Origin of the sequence: Phyllobacterium sophorae, from assembly GCF_003010965.1 — a bacterium.
Classification (GTDB): domain Bacteria; phylum Pseudomonadota; class Alphaproteobacteria; order Rhizobiales; family Rhizobiaceae; genus Phyllobacterium; species Phyllobacterium sophorae.
Genome location: NZ_PGGM01000019.1, coordinates 40,209 through 65,741, shown reverse-complemented (window position 1 = coordinate 65,741; position 25,533 = coordinate 40,209). Strand labels below are relative to the sequence as shown.

The window sequence follows — 25,533 nt, the reverse complement described above, 5'->3', positions numbered from 1 at the left end:
GTTCTTCGAAGCCAATTCAAGTTTGGCACCTGAACTACCTCCTTCTCGAAATCCTGCGGACATCGACGACGCGGCCGTTGCTTTGCCTGACGGCAATCTCGAACCGGGAATTTCCTCGCCATGCGCGATAAACAAAGAACCGACCACGGCAATCTATGCGCAGGATGTTGCGAAAGCCGCGATTGCGCAGCAGCCTTTCGCCCTGGCTGCAGGTTATCCCCCTGCCCCTGTTGAGATTGGTTCCGATGGTGATGCTGACGGACTGGGCAATGGCGACGGTGGGCAGCGCCACTGGCGTCATCAGCAGGCTGACAACAAGTCCGAGCGTGACAAAGAAATTCTTTTTCAAGCTTTCCTCCATGACGATTGGCGGTGGGAGCATTGAATCTCGAAGGCCGTAACGGTCTGCCGATGAAGCAGGTCAGCACGGACGAAACAGCTGGTACAATACGTTACAGCCACGAACGGGCTTGTCTCAACCGATTTTGCTATGTTTGCCAAAGATTGGGATGCTCGGCTTATTACTGGGATTCTCAGCCGATCATTGGGGTAGCCCAGTGGTGACGCTGCGGTGCCTCCGTGCGGCCAGGAATGGCTAGGCTGACGCTGCTGGCATTCCTTACGCAAGAAGTGCGAGCTATCGAGCTGGTGATCCTCGCGATCTAAAGTCGACCTGACATGGCATAGGCCATTGACTGGACCTGATCTCTCACGACCGTTTGGCTTACTTAGATATTTGCGTGACGAGCATAGCCGGGCGGGGTGGCCACGCTTCGGTTCGCAATCATTCCAGGCTGAAATAGACGTGGAGCATAGTATTGGGATTCCATGCTGATTACGAGGCCGCCGGCGCAGCGCTAGAGTGACAACCCGGCGCCAGCCGGGTTAACACGACGATCTTGGCACGAGCGTGTGAGCAACATGGATTCAGCTACGAAAGAGCATTTTTCCGTCTGGACATTGATGGCAATGGTTGTGGGCTCGATGGTCGGGGCCGGGATTTTTTCTTTGCCACAGGCCTTCGGACGCGTAACTGGACCATTTGGTGCACTGATCGCATGGTCGATCGCCGGTACGGGCATGCTGATGCTGGCTTTCGTGTTCCAAACGTTGTCACGGCGAAAACCCGACTTGGACGCAGGCATTTATGCTTACGCCAAGGAAGGGTTCGGCAACTATCTCGGGTTTCTGTCAGCTCTTGGCTATTGGTCGGCGGCCTGTCTCGGCAACGTTTCGTATTTCGTGCTGATCAAGTCGACACTTGGCTTGTTTTTCCCCGTTTTCGGTGATGGCAACACACTTACGGCGATTGTTTTTTCGTCAGCCCTTCTTTGGATTTTTCATACGCTCATTCTGCGCGGGGTCAGGGGTGCAGCCGCTATCAATACCCTCGTCACTTTCGCCAAGATTATCCCGATTCTTCTTTTCATCTTCTTTGTGGCCAAGGGATTCCACACTGATATATTCGCCAGCAATTTCTGGGGCGGTGAGGATGTGAATTTTAGCAATGTCGCCAATCAGGTCCGCGCGACCATGCTTGTGACAGTCTTCGTGTTCGTCGGAATCGAAGGGGCCAGCGTCTATTCCCGTTATGCGCGCAACCGCAATGATGTCGGTGTGGCAACACTCATGGGGTTCCTGGGCGTGTTGTGCCTGCTTGCTCTTGTTACGATCCTGTCCTATGGCGTCATGCTGCGTTCCGATCTTGCAGCACTGCGCAACCCGTCTATGGCCGGCGTTCTTGAAGCGGTCGTTGGACCTTGGGGCGCAATATTTGTCAGCCTGGGTTTGTTGATTTCTGTTTTGGGCGCCTATCTGTCGTGGGTGCTTCTCGCCGCAGAAATTCTGTTTTCGTCATCCAAATACGAAACCATGCCGCAGTTTTTGTCACACGAGAACAGGAACGGAGTGCCGGCCAATGCCTTATGGCTCACCAATATCGTCGTCCAGACATTTCTGATCCTGACGCTTTTTACGCAGTATGCGTTCAGGCTGGCGCTCGAGCTAACCAGTTCGATGATCCTCATCCCCTACCTCCTCGTGGCTGCCTACGGGTTTAAAATTGCCTGGACGGGCGAAACCTATGACAGGGATCGGGCTGGCCACAGGACCGATCTGGCGCGTGCGGGCATAGCCCTGGCATACACGGCCGGCCTGATTTACGCAGCCGGAGCGAAACACCTGCTGCTATCGGCCGTGATTTATGGTCCCGGCTCAATTCTATATATCATTGCACGGCTGGAACGCAGAAAAGCCCTGTTTGCGCCAATCGAAATGGCCATGTTCGCCGTTGCAATTCTTGGCGCTGCCATAGCGATCCATGCCATCGCCACAGGTCTTATTTCAGTCTAGCTGAGCGTCGCGAGGCTGTCTGGCAAACGGTATACTTTGGCATCGAATGCCGTTTTGGCCCGGCCAGTCCGCATCGGTTCGCTTGGCCAAAGGCGCGTTGTTTCCAACGGCGTTGGGAAAATCGGGACGCTAGGACTAGTCACGGGATTCTATGCTGATCCCTTGGAGACCCTAACAACACTATAGTGAGGTTTCCCAGCCGTCGCGCGCCGGGATCTCGGTAAAGTTTTCAAGAGGACATCATGACTTCAGACTCTCCTCAAAAACTTTCGCTGTTCGCACTGACCGCGATGGTTGTCGGATCGATGATCGGTGCTGGTATTTTCTCTCTCCCGCGAACCTTCGGCAACGCCACGGGACCTTTCGGGGCGATCATTGCCTGGTGTATCGCCGGTACCGGCATGTACATGCTCGCCCGCGTATTCCAGTCGCTTGCCGAGCGCAAGCCCGAACTCGACGCCGGTGTCTTCGCCTATGCCAAGGCCGGGTTTGGCGACTATCCGGGCTTTCTTTCGGCATTCGGTTACTGGATCGGCAGTTGCATCGGCAACGTCTCCTACTGGGTCCTGATCAAGTCGACCCTTGGGCTGTTCTTCCCGGTATTCGGCGACGGCAACACAATTGTCGCCATCATTGTCGCCTCGGTCGGTATCTGGATATTCCACTTCACGATCCTGAGGGGCGTCCAGCAGGCCGCCTTCATCAACACGGTCGTCACCGTTGCGAAGATCGTGCCGATCATCACGTTTATTTTGATCCTTATCGTGATGTTCAAGGCAGACATGTTCAGCGTCAACTTCTGGGGCGGCGTTGGCATGCCGGAATCGCGTATATTCGATCAGGTTCGGGCCACCATGCTGGTGACGGTCTTCGTGTTCCTGGGCATTGAAGGGGCAAGCAACTATTCACGTTATGCCACAAAACGCTCGGACGTGGGTACGGCGACCATTCTGGGTTTTATTGGCGTAACGGCTTTGATGGTGCTGGTTTCGCTTCTGCCCTATTCGGTCATGGCGCGCGCCGACATCGCGGCGCTGGGGCAACCATCCATGGCCGGCGTTCTTGAGGCGGTGGTCGGGCACTGGGGTGCGATCTTCATCAGTGTCGGTGTCATCATCTCGGTTCTGGGCGCTTATCTCGCCTGGTCGCTGGTTTGCGCAGAGGTACTGTTCATTGCCGCGCGCAATGAAGACATGCCGAAAGTGTTTGCAACGGAGAACCCCAACAGGGTTCCCGCCGCTGCCCTGTGGTTGACGAACAGCGTGGTCCAGCTCTTTGTGATCAGCACCTACTGGTCGCGTGATGCCTTCGCGCTGATGCTCAGCCTGACCAGCGCCATGTCGCTGATCCCCTATCTGTTCGTAGCAGCTTACGGCGTCACGCTTGCAAGGCGCGGTGAGACCTACGAAATCAAGCCTCAGGAGCGCCAGCGTGATCTGATCATAGCCGGCGTCGCGGCCGTCTATACACTGTTCATGATCGCAGCAGGTGGGCTCAAATTCGTTCTCCTTTCTGCGCTTCTCTATGCGCCGGGTACCTTGCTCTACTTCTGGGCACGGCGCGAGCAGCGCAAGGCTGTGTTCAACACCTCCGTCGATTGGCTCATCTTCGCTGCTGCTGCAATCGGCTGCATCGCAGCGCTCATCGGGCTCGCGTCCGGTTACATCACAATCTAGTTCAGCTCTGGAGGTCCAGCATGTCAGCTTCTCCAATTCCTCAAAACAACGATTTCGGGGTTCATTCCGAGGTCGGTCAGTTGCGCAAGGTCATGGTGTGCGCGCCGGGACGCGCTCATCAACGGCTCACACCGAGCAATTGCGACAGGCTGCTGTTTGACGACGTACTCTGGGTGGATAATGCTAAGCGCGATCATTTCGATTTCATCACCAAAATGCGCGATCGCGGCATTGAAGTGTTGGAAATGCACAATCTGCTCACCGATACAGTGGCAATCCCGGTAGCAAAACAGTGGATACTCGACAACCAAGTGGTGGCGAACCAAGTCGGTCTGGGACTGGTTGATGAGATCCGCAGCTATCTTGAGGACTTGTCCGACCGGGAGCTTGCAGAGACCCTGATCGGCGGCCTTTCAACCTACGAGTTTCCCGAAACGCATGGCGGAGAAATGTTGAAGTTGGTCAGGGACGCGGCCGGTATAAACGAGTATCTGTTGCCACCGCTTCCAAACACGCTCTACACACGCGATACCACATGCTGGATCTACGGCGGCGTCACCCTGAACCCGCTGTATTGGCCGGCTCGTCATGAGGAGACGATCCTCGCAACCGCAATATATAAGTTCCATCCCGACTTTGCCGGAAAGGTCAATGTCTGGTGGGGCGACCCGACGCAAGACTGGGGTCTTGCAACCCTTGAAGGTGGCGACGTCATGCCGATTGGCAAGGGCAACGTGCTCATCGGCATGAGCGAGCGCACCTCGCGACAGGCAATCAGCCAGCTTGCGGCAACCCTCTTCGAAAAGGGAGCTGCTGAACGCGTGATCGTTGCTGCCATGCCCAAGCTGCGGGCCGCAATGCATCTTGATACGGTGTTCACGTTCGCCGACCGCGACTGCGTACTGCTCTATCCCGATATCGTCGACGGCATCGATGCGTTTTCCTACCGGCCCGGTGAAAAACCAGGAACGGTCGAGCTGCACAGGGATAAAGGGACGTTCGTCGAGACGGTTCGCGATGCTCTCGGTCTTAAGCAATTGCGCGTTGTCGAAACGGGCGGCAATGCCTATGTGCGTGAACGCACCCAATGGGATAGCGGCGCCAACCTCGTTTGCGCTTCGCCAGGGGTGGTCTTCGCTTATGACCGCAACACCTACACCAATACGCTGCTGCGCAAGGAGGGCATCGAGGTGATCACCATCACAGGCGCAGAACTTGGCCGCGGTCGTGGCGGCGGTCATTGCATGACCTGCCCTATCAGCCGTGATCCGGTGGATTACTGATCCGTCATGGCGCGATACTGCGGCAAATACCAGGCACGCGACGATCAGGAAAATGTGCTGAGCCACGGCGGATAGCCCTCGGCTGTACATGTGGCAAGCATCGAAATTGCTTATGCATGGCAGAAAACAACGACAGTACTATGCGGAGGAGGAGCTTGCAGGCGAAAACCACGGCATTGGCATCGTCAGTATCAGTTATCGGCGTGGCTGTCGGCATTCTCTTCTTCGCTGCATCCCTAACTCCGAGCCTGATGCCACGAACTTATCTCGTTCAAGGCCTGGTCTCCGGATGCTGTGCGGCGCTCGGCTATGGCGCCGGCGTCCTGGTGCATTGGCTTTGGCTCTATCTGGAGCTGCCGCAGCCGCGAACACGCACCCGAAAAATAGCAAAGTGGTCAACGATCGCCATCTGTGTCGCGACTGCGGCTATCTTTCTCTGGAAGAGCACGGAGTGGCAAAATTCCATCCGGAAACTGATGGGGCTCGATTCAGTACAAAGTGCAGAGCCTTTCGAGCTTGCTGCCATTGCGCTGACAGTGTTTGGTTTTCTGTTACTGCTTGCGCGACTCTTCAGGCTGACCTGTCGGTTTCTCTCGAGCGCGTTCGAACGATTTCTCCCAGGACGGGTGTCCAGTGTCATCGGCGCGATGCTCGCCGTTGGACTGTTTTGGTCCATCGCAGAAGGCCTTCTTTTCAGATCAGCGTTGCGGCTGGCAGATTCCACATTCCAGCAGCTCGACGCCATTATTGACGATAATCTGGCGATGCCGGCCGACCCTGCCAAGACAGGCAGCGTGCCTTCTCTTATTGACTGGAAAGAGTTGGGAAGGCAGGGCCGCCAATTCATTTCTTCCGGCACGACAGGCGCTGAGATTGGTGAATTCTTTCAGCAAAGTGCTCCCGATCCCATCCGCGTTTATGTCGGACTCAATAGCGCCGATACTGTTGAGGAAAGAGCTCAATTGGCTCTAGCGGAGCTAAAGCGTGACGGCGCATTCGACAGGTCCATCCTGATCGTCATTGTTCCAACTGGGACCGGCTGGGTCGATCCGGCAGCGGTGGACACTGTTGAATATCTTCACAAGGGCGACGTTGCGAGTGTCGCGCTCCAGTATTCCTACCTGAGCAGCTGGCTGTCGCTGCTGGTGGAGCCAACATACGGTGCCGAAGCTGGGCGCGCCCTTTTTCGCGAAGTTTATCACTATTGGACTACACTCCCTCGCGATCACCGCCCGAAATTGTACCTGCATGGCCTAAGCCTCGGGGCTATGAATTCGGAGCTTTCAGCCGACCTGTTCGATATCGTTGCTGACCCGTTTCAAGGCGCGCTATGGAGTGGACCGCCCTTTCAGAGCCGCACGTGGAAATCAATTACCGCTAACCGCATTCCTCAATCGCCCGCCTGGCTGCCCCGTTTCCGTGACGGCTCGATCGTTCGATTCACCAACCAAGACAATGCCCTTACTATTCCGGGTGCCATCTGGGGACCGATCCGGATCGTTTACCTGCAATATGCCAGCGATCCAGTAACGTTCTTCGATTTTCATGCGCTCTACCGGGAACCTGACTGGATGAAGACTCCACGCGGCCCGGACGTCTCCCCGCAATTGCGCTGGTTCCCTGTCGTAACGATGGTTCAACTTTTGCTGGACATGGCAATGGCGACGACTTCTCCGATCGGCTATGGCCATGTTTACGCGCCGGAACACTATATTGATGCCTGGATCGCTGTCACTGATCCGCAAGGCCTGCAAGCCGATGATGTCATACGTCTGAAGACATCTTTTGCAAACAAATTTCCTCACGGCGCCGAGCCCCCCGCGGGCGGATAACATGTTGGTCAATCGCGGCGCTGGTCTCTTTTGCGTTTATCTGCATCGGTGAAGGCATCAACACATCCCACCGAACGCCCTAAAAAGAGACGCAATGCATGATGACGGGATTCTGTGCCAATTTCCTTGTTGCTTCGGCGCGATATGATTTGATGTGACTTTGTTATTTACGTCCAAGCGCTCGCAATCTGGAGGGGTCATGTCTAGTCTCATCGCCATCGTCTATCCAACAGAAGCCAAGGCTGAAGAGGTGCGCCGCCGTCTCATCGAACTGCAGAAGGAATATTTGATCACGCTCGGTGACGCTGTCATCGCCACCAAGACCGACACTGGCAAGGTTAAACTAAACCAGCTTGTAAGTACGACAGCAGCTGGGGCCGTATCGGGCAGTTTTTGGGGGCTTCTGATCGGTGTCCTTTTCCTCAATCCGCTCATCGGTGCAGCCGTGGGTGCTGCATCGGGTGCCATCGGCGGTGCCCTGACCGATGTCGGCATCAACGACGCATTCATGAAAGACCTGGCGAGCAACCTTCAGCCGGGAAATGCGGCGTTGTTCGTGCTGGTGCAGGAGATGACCGCCGATAAAGTGCTGAAGGAAATATCTGGCTTCGGGGGCGTGGTGCTCAAAACTTCCCTTGATGAATCCAAGGAGCAGATTCTACGCGACGCGTTGCAGAAAGCTTCGGCAACATAGTTTTAAAGTCTGCGGGAACACGGGCTCTGTAGGCCGAGGAGAACGACGCGCTCATGGCGGAGACACTCGTATCGATCTTGATCGAAATCGTTTGCGGCGCTGCGGGCGCAATTGCCCTTGGCGCGTGGGCGCCAGGGCTCAGCCTCGGCCCAGGTAAAAATGCCCTGATGGGCGCGATTGGAGGCTTGATCCTGACCTGGGTGGCGGCACACGTTCCTTATGTAAGTCGCTTTGTCGGCCACGTTGAAAATGCCGCTGACGCTGTCACCCAAAGTGCGGGCGGGCTAACCCCAATTGTTCTCGTCGGCGTTGGCATCGCCGGCCTTTCAGGGGGGATTCTTCTGACCTTGCTTGTCGGGCTGACGCGAAAAAGCCGTGCGGCTCGCAACTATTGAAATTTTCAACGTAGCCGAGTGATCTATGCTGTGGTTCAGCCAGGGCAAAGATCATGTCGCATGTTTCCACGTCCATCGGCAAAGCCGGCAAAGGGTCAACATGGCAAAACAAAGTGGAAGCCAGCTGATTGGACCTATTGCGACCGGCATTCTTGTTCTTGCCCTCCTCCATTTGGCTCAGGCAATCTTCGTTCCGCTCGCATTCGCGCTGTTCGTTATTGCATTGGTCTATCCCATCCAATCCGCGCTGCAGCAGCGGTTGCCGCGCCTCATTGCGCTGCTTATCACCCTTGTCGTAACGCTCGCAGTCATCGTTGCCATCAGTTCGTCGGTAACTTGGGGCCTGGGCAAACTTGGCCAATGGCTGTTCGCCAATGCGGGTCGATTCCAGCTAATTTATGCCAACTGGACCGATTGGCTGGAGGAGCACGGCATCGCGATCGCCGGCGTACTCGCCGACCGTTTCGATGTGCGCTGGCTGGTCGGCTTCACGCAAGGGATGGCGGGTCGGCTCAATAGCTTCGTCGGATTCGCACTGCTGGTTCTGGTCTTCACCATGCTTGGCTTGCTCGAGGTCGACGATTTCAACAAACGGCTGAATAGTTCTGCAGCTCAGCCCCAGGGATTGCAGATCCTGCTCGCAAACCGCGAGATTGGCATCAAGTTGCGCCGCTTCATGATTGTCCGCACGTTCGCCAGTATGCTAACAGGTCTCGTCGTTTGGATTTTCGCCCTCGTTGCCGGGCTCGAGCTCGCGGCCGCTTGGGGTGCCATCGCCTTCACGCTCAATTATATCCCCTTCCTCGGTCCGTTCGTTGCCACCGTATTGCCAACCTTGTTTGCCATTGCCCAATTCGAATCCTGGCCGATGGCGGTCGGGGTTTTCGTGGGGCTCAACCTGATACAATTCGTTATTGGCAGCTATCTGGAGCCTTTGCTGATCGGTACTTCTCTTTCGATTTCACCCTTTGCGGTAATATTCGCAGTGTTCTTTTGGAGTTTCATGTGGGGGGTGCCCGGCGCTTTCATCGGCGTGCCGATTCTTATCGCCTTTATTGTCTATTGCGCACGCCATCCATCCGCCAGATGGATCGCGATACTTGCTTCGGGCAACGCCATTGACGCCAGTTAGCCAATCAAAGCCTGCCTGCGAACGACCGCCGTTATCCCGCGCCGTTCGGGCACGGGAATGGCAAGGCAGAAAGATACGGAAAGGATGGTCCAGGAGATATCCTTCATGATTGGATATCCTCATCGCTCGCACCATCGCAGCGGGGGGAAATATCGGAAGCCATTGTAGCCAGCAATTCCCGTCGTACACAGTAGATTTGGACCTATAGCCAAGGTTTGGAGACGCACAGCGAATGTCATCCTTGACCCAAGATTTAACCTGTTCGTCTTGCTGGATAATGAACGCATGAAAAAACCTGCTCGCAAGACCAAGCTGGGGCGAATGATAGTTTGGAGGCATAGCAACCGAGGGCTCTAACGGTTCACCTGACCAAGCTGTGAAATTCAACCACCGATTTGCATTCGGCTTTGGTAGAATTACCGACTAAACAATTCGGGCTAACTGTGTTATACGTTGTTTTACTGTGACAGGTTTCAATTGATATGGCCATCTGAGCTCCCGGGGGAGGAGCGATGTCAAAACAACAGTTCCAGAACAACGCCGCTATCTTGATCATTGTGTGCGACGGCAAGTCGAATGTTTGGCCGTGGTCCTTATTCACACCCGATAGAGTGAAGCTATGAGAGCCGAAAGCGCGATACGGCAAGATGTGCTACCCACCACAATCTCCAATGCTATCGCTATGGCATCAAAAAGCACCACGCCTGAACCTGGGCGAAAAGTGCGCGCGCCATTGCACCTGCCGGCCTATGAGCTCACAACGCACGACCTTCCCCCAGGTTATCAATTTGAAGCTTGGCGCAACAATTTCGCATCCATGCTTGAACTCAAGTCGCCCGAGGATGTGACCGTCGGTTTTGGTGGTAAGCAAGTCATTTGGGACCTCGGCTGCCTTGCCTTCTCGCGCATCAAGACCGATGCATTGAGATTCGCCAGCCTGCCCGGCCATACGCGGCGCGATCCCCTCGATCACTGGACATTGACGATGTTACTGCATGGCAGCGTCAACACGATTGCGCCAACCAGGACTTTTGAGGGTGGTGCCGGCGTGGTGCAGGTTCACTCACTCGGCCGGACTTTCGAAGGAAATGTCACCGATAGTGAAATGCTCATGCTGTTCGTTCCACGCGATTTTTCCTATGAAGTGACCAAGACCTTAAGTGGCGCGGAATTCTCGACTCTCGACACCGGGTTGGGCCGTCTGTTCTCCGATTTCATGACCGGCCTTGCCAAGCGGCTGCCGGCAGTCGAGGAAGCTGATCTTCCTGCATTGGTCGCTGCAACGCGGGCGATGATCCTTGCTTGCGTTTCTCCAACTGCAGATCATCTGGATGAGGCGCGCGAACCAATTGCGACGGCCCTGATCGAAAAAGCGCATCGGATCATCCAGTCCAGATTGTTCGATCCAGCACTTCGTGCCGAGACCCTGCGGCGCGAACTTGGTGTTTCGCGCTCGCGGCTCTATCGATTGTTCGAGCCGTTTGGCGGCGTCACGCATTACATCCAGCATCGGCGTCTCCTCGACGCGCATGCGGCGCTTTCTGATCCGAACGATCAACGCCGTATCATCGACATCGCCGAGCAACGCTGTTTCAACGATGGAACAGAATTTAGCCGTGCCTTCAGGCGCGAGTTCGGGTGCAGCCCTACCGATGTCAGGAACGGACAGAGCGCCTGCCTGCCTTACAAGCCCGCGGCGGACCTGGCTGCGTACGCGCCTGCAGAGCGGTTCGGCGTGCTGTTGCGCCGGCTTCACGGCTGAGATGGGACGACAATCGCTTCTGGCTGGGCGATCAACGTTTGAGGGAGTTCACATGGAAAATAACGTTAGATCGTTGGTTATCTTTGGCGCAATTTTCATAGGAGCCGCGATCATCTATTTCGCGGTGCAGATGATTTGGTAGGCTCCTTGGTAAGATCAGGACCGGGCTGCAGTGGCATCAACTGCGTTGCCTGGCCGATCAGGCACAGTTTTGATAAACCGTTGCGGGGCCTGCGGACTATCTCTCCCTGCGGTCCACCAAGCTTTAAAGACTTCGCTGGCATGACGCCGGCGACAAGCAGCTGCTGCCGCATCACACAGTAATCTGTCAGGGGATGCTATGAGAAAATTCAGTGTCACAAACTCTGCCCTATGGGGGCTCGTCATTGGAGCGCTGTGCATGTTAGCGATCATTGCCTTTACAGGGAGGGCGCGCAATGTGCCGATGGCCGGTTACCTGATAGACCTGCTCGGCGGGGCTGTGGCCGGGGCCGGTTCGTTCTCCCTGTTGGCGTGGATCCATAATTTGATCATGCGCGCGAAATAACCATTGACGCATCATCACATCCGCGCATCTTCTTTGGCTGGATGCCCTGAACGTTCCGCCTGGTTGGCAATTTCGATCAGACTCGCGGCATGCCTTTCGGCCTCAAATGGCGCTTTTGTGCGGCTATCCTGAAGATGGAGTTGGACGCACCATAACCTCGATATCCGCTACGCTGAACGATTTCAAAGAAAAAGCCCTCGCCATAATTTGGACTGTAGAGCTGAAAATATTCACCGTTTTCATCACGGTCATAGAGGATGTTGGCTGACCTCAGTCTGTCGGAAAGCCCGAGATCGAGACCGAACCGTGCTTCCAGATCATCGTAGTAGTTCGATGATATCTGAAGTGGCGTGAAGCCGTTTTTTTGGAGCGCAGACGCCGTTGCAAATATATCGTTGGTCTCAAACGCCAGATGCTGGACGCCGGATCCGAAATTCTCGGCAATGAAATGTCCAGCAAGAGTGGTGCGGTTTTCTGCGCCATTGAGTGTCAGGCGGAAGCGGCCGTCATTGTTTTCAACGACCTGACTGCGCACGATGCCCGCTGGATCGACGATGTCGACCATGGGCGTTTTGCGCACCTTGAAAATCGAGGTGTAAAATAGGATCCAAGTCAGCATCTCGTCGTACTTCATCGTCTGAGCGATATGATCAACGCGCCGGAGCCCCACACCATCGCGCTCTTCGCCGGCAATCATGTTGAACTCGATCTCCCATATGTTTTTCAAATCAGATTTTTGATCGACAAAATAGATGATACCGCCGCCAACTCCGCGGATCGCTGGCATCGTCAGCTCGCCGGGACCGACGGTTTGTTCGAAAGGCTCTGCAATAAGCGCGCGTGCACGCTGCGCGGTTGCTTTTGCATCCTCCACCTCAAGACCGATCGCGTAGGCCGACGTGCCATGGACCAAGTAAGAGGAATGAGCAAATCCTTCATGCTCGGTGTTGATGACAAGGTTGATTTCGCCTTGCCGGAATAAAGTTACCCGCTTCGTTTTGTGCGTGCCAGCGACGCGGAAACCCAGAGTGCGCAAATGCCCGCCGAGTTCTTCGGCGTCCTCTTCACTGGCAGAAAATTCAACAAATGCCACGCCGTCGACATGAATGCGCTCCGGCATGCTTGGCAGAGCAACCGCCCCCTCCGGCGCGCGGCGCTGTATCTGGTCGCCGAGGTAGATGAGCGATCGATGACCATCCAGCGCGATGGAGCGCGGTGATCCACCACGAAACTGATCATTGAAAATTTCCAATGACAGATATCCATCATAGCCGGTGGCAGCAACGGCCTGCATGAAATCCACCACCGGAAGATCCCCCTCTCCGGGCATGTTGCGGTAGTGGCGGCTCCAGTAGAGAAGATCCATGTCGATAAGCGGTGCGTCGGCAAGCTGGACGATGAATATTTTTTCCTTGGGGATGGAGCGGATCGAATTCACATCGATCTTTCGCGCCAGCGTATGGAAACTGTCGAGAATGAGCCCGATATTGGCGTGATCAGCGCGGCGCACGATTTCCCACGCATCCCGATGATCATGGATGTGCCGTCCCCAGGCCAGCGCTTCGTAGCCAACACGCAGGCCGCGTCTTGAGGCACGTTCGCCAAGTTCGCGAAAATCATCCGCAGCACGATCCAGCCCCCCCAGCGCGACCGGCGATACGTTCGAACAGACAAGCACAAGGTCCGTCCCCAATTCCTGCATCACGTCGAATTTGCGTTCGGCCCGATCGAATGCGCGGGATCGATGCGGTTCCGGCATTCCTTCAAAATCACGAAAAGGCTGAAACAAGGTGATCTCCAGCCCATAATCCCTGACCATTGTGCCGACCTCGCGCGGGGTCGCATCGAAGGCAAGGAAGTCGTTTTCGAAGATCTCGACGCCGCTGAACCCGGCCTTGGCAATTGCTTTGAGCTTTTCAGGCAAATCGCCACTGATCGAAACTGTTGCAATCGACGTCTTCATTTCCGGGTCCTTGCCTCCATAGCACTCTCGGCGGTCATCGACTGAAAATGCTTGAGCATCCGGTTCGCGTCCGGTTCCAGACCGGTAAAAAGCCGGAAGGCTCCTACTGCCTGAAAGACCGCCATGCCGCCGCCATCAAGCGTCAAGCAGCCGCGCAGGCGCGCCTGTTTCAACAACTCTGTCTCGAGCGGAAAGTAGACGATTTCCGCCACCCAGTGGCGACGATCGAGCATCTCCGCCGGCAGCGGAAGTCCGGGATACCTGGACATGCCCGTGGGTGTGGCGTGAATAAGCCCCGACGCCTGTTGCATTGCCTTAAGAAGGTCCCCGTTGGCAATGATTTGCGCATCGGGAAATATTTGCTGCATCGCCATGCTGAGCGCTACGGCACGCTGGCGTTCACGATCGAATATCGCAAACTTGGCCACCCCAAGCGACAAGGCGGCGTACGCCGTTGCAACGCCGGCACCTCCGGCACCAAGCTGAACGACAAACGAGGTGTCGACCTCTGGAAGACCACGACGGAAGCTTTCGGCAAAACCCCACCAATCGGTATTGTGGCCGTAGCGTCTTCCGTCTTTCAAAACCACGGTATTGACCGCGCCAATCGATCTGGCGTCGGCGGAAAGCTCGTCAAGATGCGGCATGACCGCCTGCTTGCAGGGATGTGTGATATTGAGGCCTGAAAAGCCGCGTTGTTCGGCATGCAAAAGGAGCTGCGGTAGATCGTCGACCGACGCATCAAGCGGGCTGAGGTCAATCAGTTCATACTCATAGGCGAGCCCCTGCGCCGTTCCCTCCTTCATGTGCATGGCGGGCGTAAGCGAGGCCTGGATGCCCGCCCCGATAAGCCCCGCCTTGATCGGCTTCAACAGTGTTTCGCTCATCACTTCGATTCCGTTTGTGCTTCGGCGCGGCCCAAGTTCATCAAGCAGTGTCAGCCCGCCGCAAAGGCGGGCTGACTCTTGCCTCTACTGGCCTCGAGCCGCATTCAGTTCCTTGAAGAGTTGCTCGACCGTTTCAGGGCCGATCTCCGCACTGAACTTGTCGATAATGGGCTTGACGGCTTCGCGAAGTTTCTGTGTCTCCTCCGGGCTGAGTTCGGTCACTTCCATCCCGGTCTTCTTGATTTCGTCGATCGAGGCGGCATCCTGCTCGCGCGAGACCTTGCGCTGATAATCACGCGCTTCGTCTGCCGCCGATTGCAACACCGCCTTTTCTTCATCGTTCAGCCCGTCAAAAAACTTCTTGCTGACCAGCACGATCTGCGGATTGTACTGATGGCGCGTAACCGTCATGTATTTCTGAACTTCGTAGAATTTCGCGTTTACGATATTTGCAGCCGGATTTTCCTGGCCGTCCACAGTTCCGGTTTCGAGCGCGGTATAAAGTTCCGTATAGGGCATTGGCACCGCATTGGCGCCAAGACTGTTGAAAAGCTCAATGGGAATGGGCGACTGAATCGTACGAATTTTCAAACCCTTGATGTCTTCGAGTTTGGCGACCGGATGGCGGTTGTTGGTCAGGTTTCGAAAACCGAGCTCCCAAAAAGCCAGCCCCACAAGCCCCGTATCGGGCAGCAATTTCATCAAGCTGGCGCCGAACGGCCCGTCCATGACCTTGTCGGCCTCTTCACCGCTGTTGAACAGGAAAGGCAGATCGACCGCGCCAAACTGTTTGGCGTTGCCGGCCAGGATGCCGGCGTTCAGGACCGTCATCTCGATCACGCCGCCCTGAAGCGCAGACACAGTCTGCACGTCACCGCCGAGCACGCCGCCCGGGAAAAGCTTCACCGTAATCTTGCCATTGCTCTTTTCCTTCACGATATCAGCGAACTTCTCCATGCCCATAACCTGCGGATGGCCTTTGTTGTTGGCCGAAGCAAATTTGAGTTGATGCTCTCTGATCTCGGCTATGGCAGGACCAGTGGTCAAAAAGGCGAGCGGCAGCGCCACTCCCATCAGGACTTTCATTAATTTATTGAGCATTTTTTCCTCCCGGTTGTGGCCGACGTTTCCCCGCGGCCGGTTGAATTCTTCCACCTCGTCAAACAACCGCTCTTCAATGTCCCAGCCAACTGACCGGAACCATCACCAGTTGCGGGAACAGGACGAGCAGCAAAAGCACAATGAGTTCTGCGATGAGAAATGGCATGACGCCCTTCATCAGCTCTTCCATCGAAAGTTTGGAAATTCCGCAGATGACGTTAAGTACGGTACCAACCGGTGGGGTTATGAGGCCGATCGAGTTGTTGATAATGAACAGGACACCGAAATACACAGGATCAATCCCTGCCTCTTTGATGATCGGCATCAGGACCGGTGTCATGATGAGGATGGTCGGCGTCATATCCATTGCAGTCCCGACGACCACCACGAGCAGCATGATGGCGAGCAGCAGCAATGTCTGATTCCCCATCAACGGCTCGATGAGGGCGGCGAGATCGCCAGGCACGTCAGCCACCGTGATCAGCCAGGCGGAAACCGCCGCAGTCGCCACAAGAAACATGACGACAGCCGTAATCTTCGCCGCAGCGACGAAGACATGGAAAAGTTTCGCCGGCGGCAATTCGCGATAGATCACCATGGCGACGAAAAGTGAATAAACGGCTGCGACCACGCCGGCTTCGGTGGGCGTGAACACGCCGAATTTCAGCCCTACGATGATGATCAGCGGCAGCATGAGAGCCCAGATACTGTCAATGAATGCCTTCAACCGGACGGTACCCGATTGCCGTGGGGGCAGGGCGAATTGCTCCTTGCTGGCGACCATCAGCCACGTGATGCAAAGCGCCAACGCTATCAAAAGACCAGGAAATATTCCGGCAAGAAACAGCTTGGTAATCGATACGCCGCCGACGACACCGTAGAGGATGAAACCGATCGACGGCGGGATGATTGGTCCAATGATCGACGCAGAGGCGAGCAGCCCGCCTGCCCGGGCAGGATCGTGACCCGATTTCAGCATCATCGGCAGCAGCAAAGTACCAAGCGCGGCCGCGTCCGCCACCGCAGAGCCCGAGAGGCTCGACAGCACGCAGGCAGCAAAGATTGCCACAAAACCCAGACCGCCGCGAATATGGCCGACCATGGCCATGGCCAGAGCGACGATGCGCCGCGATAGCCCTCCCGTATTCATCACTTCGCCAGCAAGCATGAAAAACGGGACTGCCATCAACGGGAAACTATCTGCGCCGTTCAACACATTTTGCGCAACGATCTGCGCATCGAACATGTCCAGATACATCATCAGCGCAACGCCGCTGATGATCAGTGCGAAGGCGATCGGAACGCCCAGCGCCATGGGCCCGAGAAGTGCACCAAGGAAAATCGCCACCGTCATCCTTGGCTCCCCAGCGTATTTGCTGAACGGCCCAGCGCCGTGCTCGAATGGTCATCGTCGGCGATCTGTTCTTCGGAGTCGCGTACAAGCTCGGCTGTCGCCAGATCGATGCGGCCGGTTGCGACGCAGAAGGCGTCCCAAAGCAGGATGAGAAATGCGGGGACCCCGAACGCAAGGCCCGCGCCGTAGAAGAATGCCATGGAGATGCCGGTCGCAGGAGTTTTGACATGCAGATTGATCAAAGTCTGATCCCAGCTGCCGCTGATCAACAACCACGTCGCCACCAGCATGAGGAAATGACCGCCTATGACGGCCGCCTTGGCAATATTGGGTGGCAATCGCCGGATAACCGAGTCGACGCCCAGATGGCCGTGTTCGTGCATGGCGACAACAGCACCAAGAAACGTCAGCCATACGAAGAAGAGCCGCGAGAGTTCTTCGGAGTAGGTGATGCCCTGGTTGAACGCGTAGCGTAGGACAACATTGCCGAAAACCAGCACCACCATGCCGGCAAGCAACAGTGCGATTGCTATCTTCAGCATGAAAAAGCAGAATTCGATTATGCGAACCATTCGCTCCTCCCGGCGAGTGACCTGTTTCGAACAGTCTTTTTGTCTTTCATGCAAACGGCAAGCGCCCGAAAACCAGGCACGCTATCCGTATGGCCGGCGCTCCTCCAGCACAGGCCAAATTGCATATTGCCTTAAAATGTACTAACCAGTTCGAATGTCAAGCGCTTCTATTGAAAGATCGGTTGAAGCTGAATATGACTTCAAAGGCACCGAGGCAGGGTATTCGGCGCGACGATTGCACACGCCGGGAATTTTCACGTCTACATTCAGTTTGCTTGATGCGAGGGGAGCGCGCTTGAATTGACCGCAGCGGCAGTGAGCGCAAGAAAAAACGATCCGCAGAGAACGCAGGAAGACATCCTCGTTGTGGCAACGGAGGAGTTTTCAACCCATGGTCTTGCTGGGGCCCGCGTCGATGCCATCGCGGAGCGCACCCGCACGTCCAAACGAATGATCTATTATTATTTCGGCAGCAAGGAAGGTCTCTATCTGGCCGTATTAGAACGATCATATCGCAAAATCCGAACACTTGAAGCAGATCTGGAGCTGACGAACCTGCCGCCAGAGGCAGCATTGCGCACGTTGATTTCAACCACATTCGATCATGACGAAGCCAATCCAGATTTTGTCCGATTGGTAAGTATCGAGAATATTCATCACGCCTCCCATATGCTTCGGTCCGAAGCGATCCGCGATTTGAATGTCTCCGTGATCGAGACAATAGCCGGCATCCTCAAACGCGGCATCAAGGACAAGGTTTTCTGTCGGAACGCTGATCCAGTTGACGTCCATATGATGATAAGCGCGTTTTGCTTCTTTCGCGTCTCGAACCGATATACGTTTGGAACGATTTTTCGCCGGGATCTGTCAAAACCGGAAACCATGGAGCGCCATCGCAACCTGATTGCTGACGCGGTCGTCAGTTATCTCAAGACCCCCGAGTAATGTCGGACGCCGTTCGAATATTTCTTCATCGTGTCGTCGCCAGCCAGAGCTTTCCCCTTGAACTCAAGGTCCCCAACCAAACAACCCGTGCCGCCCTTGCTGAGGCTCGTGAGATCAGGAAGGCACGCGAGGCAAGCACATGTCGGTGGTGATTTTCTTCTGACTATGATGCCGATGACGACTTTGTCGAATTCGTCAGCTCATTCAGAGTTGGTCGGACGATGAAAGATTGGGGGGTAGAGGACAGTCCCACTGATGGTTCTTGCCGCCTAATTCCGCCTTCTTGCTTCACTCGCTCCAGCGCAATCCTTAACCCGGCCGCTGTGGGGCCCGAGGCGATTACCTTTGCCCGGGCAATCACAGCGCCTACCCGCGCTCGCCAGTTACGGGCCCGTCGCCACTTGTCTAGCTCCTGGGGTTCGGGCACGGACCGAGGATATTATCGCGCACGGTCCCAATGCCGGCATAAGGGCGCACAGGGTACGGGCCGCAGGCGCAAAATAGAGCCCGTCAGCTTTTCGGACGGCGTATCGCTCTCACCGTCCCGCTGCTTCCGCCTCCGCAGAAGAACTGATCGCCACCATCCGACTCGAGTCCCGATACGCCTGCTCCAGGCGGCATCTCGAGCTTCTCCAGGACTGCGCCCGTCTCAGGATCGACGCGCCTGACATCGCTTTCGTCACCCTCCCAGGTGCCATGCCACAGTTCACCGTCTATCCAGGTGACCCCTGTGACGACGCGCTTGGATTCGATGGTGCGAAGTATCTGTCCTGTTTGGGGATCGATTTGATGGATCTTGCGGCCTTGATGCTGACCCACCCATAATGTGCCTTCGGCCCAGGCGAGCCCGGAATCGCCACCCTTGCCGGGCGCTGGGATCGTGGAGAGAACACGACCGCTCTTCGGATCTATTTTCTGGATGCGATCTTCAGCGATCTGGTAAAGATACCGCCCGTCAAAAGCCGTCCCCGCATGTGCGGCAACCTCAATCGTCCGAACCGTGTTGCCACTCACCGGATCAAAGGCATTCAGCTTGTCGCCGGACGCAAACCAGACGCTCTGGCCGTCAAACGTGACACCGTGCACGTGATCGGTTTGCGGGAAGGGTCCATACTCACGAAGTATTTCGGCAGCGGAGCTTTTCATGATTGCATCCTGATCCTGGCAATTCGACAATACTAGTCGCCCGGCAACGGACCGGGGAGTAACAAAATAGTCGGGAAACCTGGCACGGGCGGTGTTATCCACCGGCGCGCTCGCCCGCGCCCAAACGACTGCACCTTGCCTGTGGTTGCAAGCTGGTCGAGCGCTCGCTGGATGGTGCGCGGGCTGGCTCCCAGCACAATCGCCAAGGCAGAGCTCGACCACGCCTCACCGTCAGCAAGACAGGCGAGCACATCGGCATGGCGTTCTTCAACGGGCGGGGCCAGTGTGACGACGTCGCTTGTGTCACGCGGCTCCAGCACAAAGCCACGCTTCGTCGCGCTGACGTCGGCAAACGGCCCGATCTCGGCGCGCAATCGCCCGACCTCGACCCGCAGCCGCGCACGATGCGATTCGTCGACGTGTTTTCCTCCAAAGGCGCGTGCGATCAGTGTGCTGCGTGCCGCGTCTTCTGGCCATGCTTCAGCCAATGCCCGGGCCAGCGCAAACAATACCGGGCGCGTCGCCAGCGAAACTGTCGTGCCTGACTTGCGCACGGCGTGGCGGCACGCGTCCACGACGAGCGCACCCGACACCAGCAGTGCTTCAACGCCTTCGATCAGCAGGGGGTGTTCTTCGCCGCGCGCGATCAATCGTGCTGCAGGCGTATTAAAGACGAGAAACGCGCTTTCGACCTCCGCCGTCAGAGCGGGAATGTCAGCCAGGTGAGCGGCTTGTTTTGCCTGTGAAAGCGCGGCGCGAGCCGCCTTCGTATCCAAGCGCCGGATAGCGATGCCCGCGACCACCAGCGCGTGAGCCGCTTTTGAGGCAGGAGGCAGCGGCCCAGGATGAAGCGCGGCGAGTGTGCGCTCGGCCTCGTCGATGCGGCCGATCAGCAGCAGGCGTCGCACTTCGAGATTGCGGGCATGCGCGGCATTAACGCCGTCGCCGTGCGCTTCCAGCGTCGCCCGCGCTGCATCGAGCGCTTTGGCCGGCCAGGAGAGGTCGCGCGAGACGAGTGCGATCTCGGCTTCGGCGACGACACATCGCGCCCGTGCCACCGCCTCTTTGTGGCCGAACGCGCGCCCGGCACTTTTCAGGAGCGCTTTTGCTCGAACGAAATCGCCGAGCTGCGCCATCACAATGCCTCTGAGCGCGAGCGCTGGCGCGTCGTCACGCAAGGCGACCCGCTTCAATGCCCCGAGGAGATCACCTGCCGCCAGAGCGCGCGCCGCGGCTGTGATCATCGAGTCCATCGGAATCCCGTCATACTTGTAACTCCCGTGGTTTGATACCCGGCGCTAAGATCAATGCATGACCAACAACTTCCGCGAAACCCACGTTGCGCGAAATAGATGACCGATCAACCCCACAAGCGAAAAGAGACGAGAATGACCCACCGAACCGCGACCCGTGAAGAATGGCTGACAGCACGGCTTGATCTGCTCGAAGGGGAGAAGGAGCTTACGCGCCAAAGCGACAAGCTGGCGCAGCGACGCCAAGCGCTGCCATGGGTCCGCATTGACAAACAATACCGATTCGAGACCGATGATGGGAGCGCCGCGCTGCCAGACCTCTTCCATGGACGCTCGCAGCTCCTCGTCTACCACTTCATGTTCGGGCCCGACTACACCGCAGGGTGTCCGTCCTGCTCTGCAATCGCGGACGGGTTCAACGGCATCGTGGTCCACTTGGCCAATCACGACGTTGCGTTTACGGCAGTGTCACAAGCTCCCCTTGCAAAGTTGCGTGCCTACAAGCAGAGGATGGGCTGGAGCTTCCCCTGGACGTCCTCGCTTGGCGGAGAGTTTAACTTTGACTTCAGCGTTTCACTCACCGAGGAGCAACAGCGCGAGGGGGCACAATACAACTACCGCCGCGAGGCGGCGTGGGCGCAAAGCGGAATCGGCGATTCCTTGACGAAACGGGGTGAGGGGCCTGTCGCCCAAATCGCGGCGATGACCGGAACCGACGTGACCAGATACACACGCGAGAGACCGGGCGTGAGCGCGTTCGCACTTGAGGACGGCATCCTCTACCACACCTATTCCACCTATTCGCGCGGATTGGACGGGCTTTGGGGCATGTTCCAGTGGCTCGACCGCGCTCCAAAGGGGCGCAACGAGACGGGGATCTGGTGGCGCCGCCACGACGAGTACAACACGTGATTTCCCCCGAGAGGTTTTCTTCGATGAATGCTGCTGAGCATGAACCTGCAGGCGGCGGTGGGGGAAGCGCCAACACGACCGCCCTTGGCGCTGCCGATTGGCTATCGCTCGCGGCCACGCCCACCTTCGCAATCATGGCGCTGCTGACGCTTCTTGGCGGCACGCCGGACATGATCTGCTCGGTTGTGCAAGATGCGTCACCACTGGGCGGAATGGTCCCGATGTACTTGCTCATGAGCGCATTGCATTTGACGCCTTGGCTGAAGCTGGTTTCCAGCCGGCGGCGCGGCGTTTGCCAATCATGATCCGATGCCAGATCAAACTGCAATTTTGGTGCGCGACCTCGTGGAAGTCCTCACGTCCCAAAGCAGTCCGTCGGTCACCCCGGAAGCGGATTCATTCAGCAAGTTGAAAACCCGGTATGGCTGACATCAGCATTGCACAGGTAAAGGTGGCCTGTTGTGGCAGTGACGTTCAGCTGTTGAGGCTAGGGGAATGTTGCAAATTCTGCACGCACGGATCATAACGAGGCAGAGCCTAACGTCGTTAGTTTTCGTCCTTATCACAGCGAACACGACAACGACGTTTTAGGCCAAAATGAACCGGCCCTCCCGCCGGCAAATGCTATACGAACACCATGGACGCTGGGACCGCGGTATACATTGCCGATCGGCGTCAAAGCATGCAAGTTGCCTGCCGGCAAGGCTTAAGCATTCAGGGGTCAACTATGGAAGAATGGGATCCGGCGATCGTCAAGTTGTTCAGCATTTTTATGCCGACCACCTTTGAGAGGCGATTTGCCATTAAAGACTATTCTCGCTTCGTTCACTATACGACAGCAGCAAACCTGTTTCGTATCTTGGACAAGGAGGAAGTCTGGTTTCGAAACGCAAGATGCATGAACGACCATCGCGATATTGAAAATGGCATGGTTCAACTGCAACAATGGAACAATGATGCGGAACGCAATGCCCCATTGATCCGTGCACTTGAGGCGTGCATTCCTGGGGTGTGGAAAGACGGCCTTAGGAAATATCACCACTGGCTTCCGAACTTGCGAAGTCAATCTTATGTTTTGTCCGTGGCGGAACATGATCCGGATGAGAATGAGACCGGCAGATTGGCACTGTGGCGCGCTTATGAAAAAGGTGTGGTTGGCGTTGCCGTCGTCGTGAGCGTTGCACCATTCATGCGGATGACGGATGCCTTGAAGGCTTATCCCAGTCCAGTGGCATACTGGACCCGCCAACAGCTCGATGACGAGTTCGAAGTCGTAGCCCACCGCATAGTGGCCAACAAGGATTTCCTGTCCAAACTCAACAAGGCCGCGGTGACCGAGATGGTGTTCTTGATGTTGCTGTTCGCGGCTATGTGCTCCAAACACGCTGGATTTCACCAAGAGCGGGAATGGCGTGTTTTGACCAATCCGCTGCTCTGGCCTTCGACCCGGTTCATCGAACAACAAGATATTATCGACGGTATTCCGCAGACAATCTACAAATTGCCCCTGAAGAATAGTCCAAACGAAAATCTAACCGGGATAGAGCTGCACGAATTGATCGACCGTGTGATTATAGGACCGTCGTCTCATGCTGGCGCGATCCGTGACGCAATCGTGGCAAAACTGGCAGAAAGAAATGTCCCTGATCCTCACTCAAAAGTCGTCGTCTCGGGGATACCGGTACGCGCAACCGGCATGGGTTGATCCGGTCAACTTGCATTCCTGATCTGTCCAATATGGACGAAAAGTGTCGTGCGCGATCCAAATCAGCACCGCGCACGCTCGAGGGCTATCGCGGAGCCCGCCACCTCGATCTCATGCAAAGGCAACGTCGTCGGGCGAAAGATCGGCCATCGAGATGTTCTCTATGAAGATGCCATTCGTATCGCCGTCGAAGCTGACATAAACGCCGCCTTGGGTATCATGTGATGCCGCGATAAAGCTCTCGTAATCATGGATACCGGTTGCATTGCCAGAGGCGAAATTCCAAAAACTGATCACGTCGCCGCTGTCCGTGGCAAAATCGGTAATGCGGTCGGTGCTGTTATCGGCACTGACATCGGAGTAATTCCAGATGAAGGTGTCAGCCCCCGAACCGCCTTTCAGGATATCGGCGCCGCTGCCGCCGTCCAGCGTATCGGCCTCAAAACCCCCGTCGAGGGTGTCATTGCCATTCCCGCCTTCCAGGATGTCGGCCATGGTACCGTACATGGACCCTCCCCCGTAGTCGGCATCAAGCGAATCGTCGCCATCGCCGCCGATCAGATGGTCGTCGCCGGTACCACCCAGGAGCACGTCATCGCCGCCACGCCCGTCCATGACGTCATCGCCGCTGGGTCCGCCCTTGTACGTGTCGAGGCTCACGAAATAATCGTTGCCGTCAGCGCCATAAAGTTCGACTCCCTTATAACCGGTGATCACGCTTATCCTGAAGTCTTCGATCGTCGAGTAAGACGCGGCGTCGAATACGAAATTCTCAGGCGTGGCGTGGAAATGTAGGTCAGCCTTGTCATAGCCTTCGCCACCATCGAGTGTACCGATCTGACCTTCTGTCGAATAAAGGCTGAGGCTGTCATTGCCGGCACCACCATGCATCTGAGCGTTTCCGCCCATGTAGTATTCCTCACTGCCATCGATCAGGACATCATCACCATCACCGCCATCGAGGACATCGTAACCTTCGCCCTGATAACCGATCGCGCTCTGCAGGAAATCATTACCTTCTCCGCCTTCGATGTGATCATCTCCGGCGCCGCCGTAGAACCGGTCATCACCAGCGCCACCTAGCAAATGATCAGCACCGTCCTCGCCAAACAGCAGGTCATTGCCGATGCCGCCCTTGATGGTGTCGTCTCCATTGCCACCACCGAGACTGTCACTGCCATCGCCGCCATTGATATTGTCATCCCCATCACCGCCGTCGATCTGATCATCGCCGCGGCCGCCTGCGAGACTGTCATCGCCAGCATCGCCGAAGACCTGGTCGTTGCCGTTACCGCCGTCGACGTGGTCATCTCCGCCGTCGCCGTGCAGCTCGTCATTGCCCTCACCGCCGAACAGCACATCCCTGCCGTCGCCGCCGGATACGAGGTCATTGCCATTGCCGCCCTCGACGCGATCATTGCCGGCACCCGCATGGACATTGATTTGCGTAAAATTGGTGGCGATGATTTCGTCATTACCACTGCCCGTCGTCAGATTCAGCCGCTCGATATCAACAAAATACAGATGATTGGCGCCCACGGCGGGATCACCGAAGCGGGCATGTCCGTTTGCACCATTCAACGTGAAGGCGTCGGCCGTTGCAGAAAGATCGACAACAAGCGTATCGACACCGTCACCGCCGCGCGCCGCACCACCGACCCCAGTAAATGCCAGCCGGTCATTGCCATCGCCGCCGGTAAATTCGTCAAAGCCACTTGAGCTCGACAGGACGTCATCACCGCTCCCGCCAACAAGGAAATCATTCCCCGCGCCACCATCAAGATCGTCATTGCCGGCAAGAGCCCAAAGGTGGTCTTTTTCGTCCGTGCCGCGTAGCGTATCGCTTGCGTCCGTACCAACGATCGTTGCCATCACATCCTCCTCCTTAAGATTAAGGAAGCAGGTTATAAGCACCCAATCGCTACAATCAAGTATTACATTTATGACACATTATTAGAATCCTCTCTGTCCGAACTAATTCGGTTATAATTCAAAACTTAAATTAATATCCATGCAACCTTC

Annotated in this window: 23 protein-coding genes; 14 read left to right on the top strand and 9 right to left on the bottom strand. The window is 56.3% G+C overall.

From position 1 onward, the window contains the following. Nucleotides 1–34: 34 nt before the first annotated feature. Complete coding sequence (locus CU103_RS28310) at nt 35–349, bottom strand: hypothetical protein (RefSeq protein ID WP_245449048.1); 315 nt, start codon at nt 347–349, stop codon at nt 35–37. 572 nt (nt 350–921) lie between these two features. Here CU103_RS28310 and CU103_RS28305 point away from each other — a divergent pair. The 9 genes from CU103_RS28305 to CU103_RS28265 all read left to right on the top strand — a co-directional run bounded on the left by CU103_RS28305 (nt 922) and on the right by CU103_RS28265 (nt 11,673). Next, nucleotides 922–2,352, top strand: a complete 1,431-nt coding sequence (locus CU103_RS28305; protein ID WP_106667375.1) for a basic amino acid/polyamine antiporter — start codon at nt 922–924, stop codon at nt 2,350–2,352. A gap of 242 nt (nt 2,353–2,594) precedes the next feature. Continuing rightward, nucleotides 2,595–4,028, top strand: a complete 1,434-nt coding sequence (locus CU103_RS28300) for a basic amino acid/polyamine antiporter (protein WP_106667374.1) — start codon at nt 2,595–2,597, stop codon at nt 4,026–4,028. 20 nt (nt 4,029–4,048) lie between these two features. Then, a complete protein-coding gene (gene arcA / locus CU103_RS28295) occupies nt 4,049–5,311 on the top strand; it encodes an arginine deiminase (protein WP_106667373.1) in 1,263 nt (420 codons plus the stop codon). 116 nt (nt 5,312–5,427) lie between these two features. After that, on the top strand, nt 5,428–7,143 hold the full coding sequence (locus CU103_RS28290) for an alpha/beta hydrolase (protein WP_425350672.1): 1,716 nt from the start codon (nt 5,428–5,430) through the stop codon (nt 7,141–7,143). Nucleotides 7,144–7,342: 199 nt separating this feature from the next. Then, nucleotides 7,343–7,837, top strand: coding sequence for a DUF1269 domain-containing protein (locus CU103_RS28285; protein WP_106667371.1), 495 nt, complete (start codon nt 7,343–7,345; stop codon nt 7,835–7,837). Nucleotides 7,838–7,890: 53 nt separating this feature from the next. Further along, nucleotides 7,891–8,232, top strand: a complete 342-nt coding sequence (locus CU103_RS28280) for a hypothetical protein (RefSeq protein WP_106667370.1) — start codon at nt 7,891–7,893, stop codon at nt 8,230–8,232. Nucleotides 8,233–8,332: 100 nt separating this feature from the next. Continuing rightward, nucleotides 8,333–9,364, top strand: coding sequence for an AI-2E family transporter (locus CU103_RS28275; protein ID WP_106667412.1), 1,032 nt, complete (start codon nt 8,333–8,335; stop codon nt 9,362–9,364). Nucleotides 9,365–9,983: 619 nt separating this feature from the next. Beyond that, the gene (locus CU103_RS28270) at nt 9,984–11,126 is read left to right on the top strand and encodes a helix-turn-helix domain-containing protein (RefSeq protein WP_106667369.1); all 1,143 of its coding nucleotides are present in this window, start codon (nt 9,984–9,986) and stop codon (nt 11,124–11,126) included. 400 nt (nt 11,127–11,526) lie between these two features. Beyond that, entirely contained in the window at nt 11,527–11,673 is a 147-nt protein-coding gene (locus tag CU103_RS28265; protein WP_170117141.1) for a hypothetical protein, read from the top strand. Nucleotides 11,674–11,749: 76 nt separating this feature from the next. On the opposite strand, the gene CU103_RS28260 is transcribed toward CU103_RS28265, so the two are convergent. From CU103_RS28260 to CU103_RS28240, 5 genes are all read right to left on the bottom strand, one after another. After that, a complete protein-coding gene (locus CU103_RS28260; protein ID WP_106667367.1) occupies nt 11,750–13,636 on the bottom strand; it encodes a bifunctional sugar phosphate isomerase/epimerase/4-hydroxyphenylpyruvate dioxygenase family protein in 1,887 nt (628 codons plus the stop codon). After that, nucleotides 13,633–14,523, bottom strand: a complete 891-nt coding sequence (locus CU103_RS28255; RefSeq protein ID WP_106667366.1) for a shikimate dehydrogenase — start codon at nt 14,521–14,523, stop codon at nt 13,633–13,635. The genes CU103_RS28260 and CU103_RS28255 overlap by 4 nt, the downstream gene beginning before the upstream one ends. A gap of 84 nt (nt 14,524–14,607) precedes the next feature. Then, entirely contained in the window at nt 14,608–15,624 is a 1,017-nt protein-coding gene (locus CU103_RS28250) for a TRAP transporter substrate-binding protein (RefSeq protein ID WP_106667411.1), read from the bottom strand. 73 nt (nt 15,625–15,697) lie between these two features. Beyond that, the gene (locus CU103_RS28245) at nt 15,698–16,978 is read right to left on the bottom strand and encodes a TRAP transporter large permease (protein WP_106667365.1); all 1,281 of its coding nucleotides are present in this window, start codon (nt 16,976–16,978) and stop codon (nt 15,698–15,700) included. Then, nucleotides 16,975–17,550, bottom strand: coding sequence for a TRAP transporter small permease (locus CU103_RS28240; protein WP_106667364.1), 576 nt, complete (start codon nt 17,548–17,550; stop codon nt 16,975–16,977). The genes CU103_RS28245 and CU103_RS28240 overlap by 4 nt, the downstream gene beginning before the upstream one ends. Nucleotides 17,551–17,850: 300 nt before the next feature. Between CU103_RS28240 and CU103_RS28235 the strand changes: the two genes are divergently transcribed. Both CU103_RS28235 and CU103_RS32940 read left to right on the top strand, forming a co-directional pair. Further along, nucleotides 17,851–18,495, top strand: a complete 645-nt coding sequence (locus CU103_RS28235; RefSeq protein ID WP_106667363.1) for a TetR/AcrR family transcriptional regulator — start codon at nt 17,851–17,853, stop codon at nt 18,493–18,495. Beyond that, on the top strand, nt 18,495–18,647 hold the full coding sequence (locus CU103_RS32940) for a type II toxin-antitoxin system RelB/DinJ family antitoxin (protein WP_106667362.1): 153 nt from the start codon (nt 18,495–18,497) through the stop codon (nt 18,645–18,647). Before CU103_RS28235 ends, CU103_RS32940 begins: the two co-directional genes overlap by 1 nt. A gap of 358 nt (nt 18,648–19,005) precedes the next feature. On the opposite strand, the gene CU103_RS28225 is transcribed toward CU103_RS32940, so the two are convergent. Further along, entirely contained in the window at nt 19,006–19,641 is a 636-nt protein-coding gene (locus tag CU103_RS28225) for a Vgb family protein (RefSeq protein WP_106667410.1), read from the bottom strand. Between the two features lie 32 nt (nt 19,642–19,673). Further along, nucleotides 19,674–20,894 carry a helix-turn-helix domain-containing protein gene (locus CU103_RS28220; protein WP_106667361.1) on the bottom strand — a complete coding sequence of 407 codons (1,221 nt, stop codon included), beginning with the start codon at nt 20,892–20,894 and terminating at the stop codon, nt 19,674–19,676. A gap of 135 nt (nt 20,895–21,029) precedes the next feature. On the opposite strand from CU103_RS28220, the gene CU103_RS28215 reads away from it, so the two are divergent. The 3 genes from CU103_RS28215 to CU103_RS28205 all read left to right on the top strand — a co-directional run bounded on the left by CU103_RS28215 (nt 21,030) and on the right by CU103_RS28205 (nt 23,511). Next, complete coding sequence (locus CU103_RS28215) at nt 21,030–21,806, top strand: DUF899 domain-containing protein (protein WP_106667360.1); 777 nt, start codon at nt 21,030–21,032, stop codon at nt 21,804–21,806. 23 nt (nt 21,807–21,829) lie between these two features. Then, nucleotides 21,830–22,111: a hypothetical protein gene (locus tag CU103_RS28210; RefSeq protein WP_106667359.1), complete on the top strand. Its 282-nt coding sequence runs from the start codon at nt 21,830–21,832 to the stop codon at nt 22,109–22,111. Between the two features lie 422 nt (nt 22,112–22,533). Next, nucleotides 22,534–23,511, top strand: coding sequence for a DUF2971 domain-containing protein (locus tag CU103_RS28205; RefSeq protein ID WP_106667358.1), 978 nt, complete (start codon nt 22,534–22,536; stop codon nt 23,509–23,511). Nucleotides 23,512–23,622: 111 nt separating this feature from the next. Here CU103_RS28205 and CU103_RS28200 read toward each other — a convergent pair whose 3' ends face one another. Next, the gene (locus tag CU103_RS28200; protein ID WP_106667357.1) at nt 23,623–25,383 is read right to left on the bottom strand and encodes a calcium-binding protein; all 1,761 of its coding nucleotides are present in this window, start codon (nt 25,381–25,383) and stop codon (nt 23,623–23,625) included. Between the last annotated feature and the right edge of the window lie 150 nt (nt 25,384–25,533).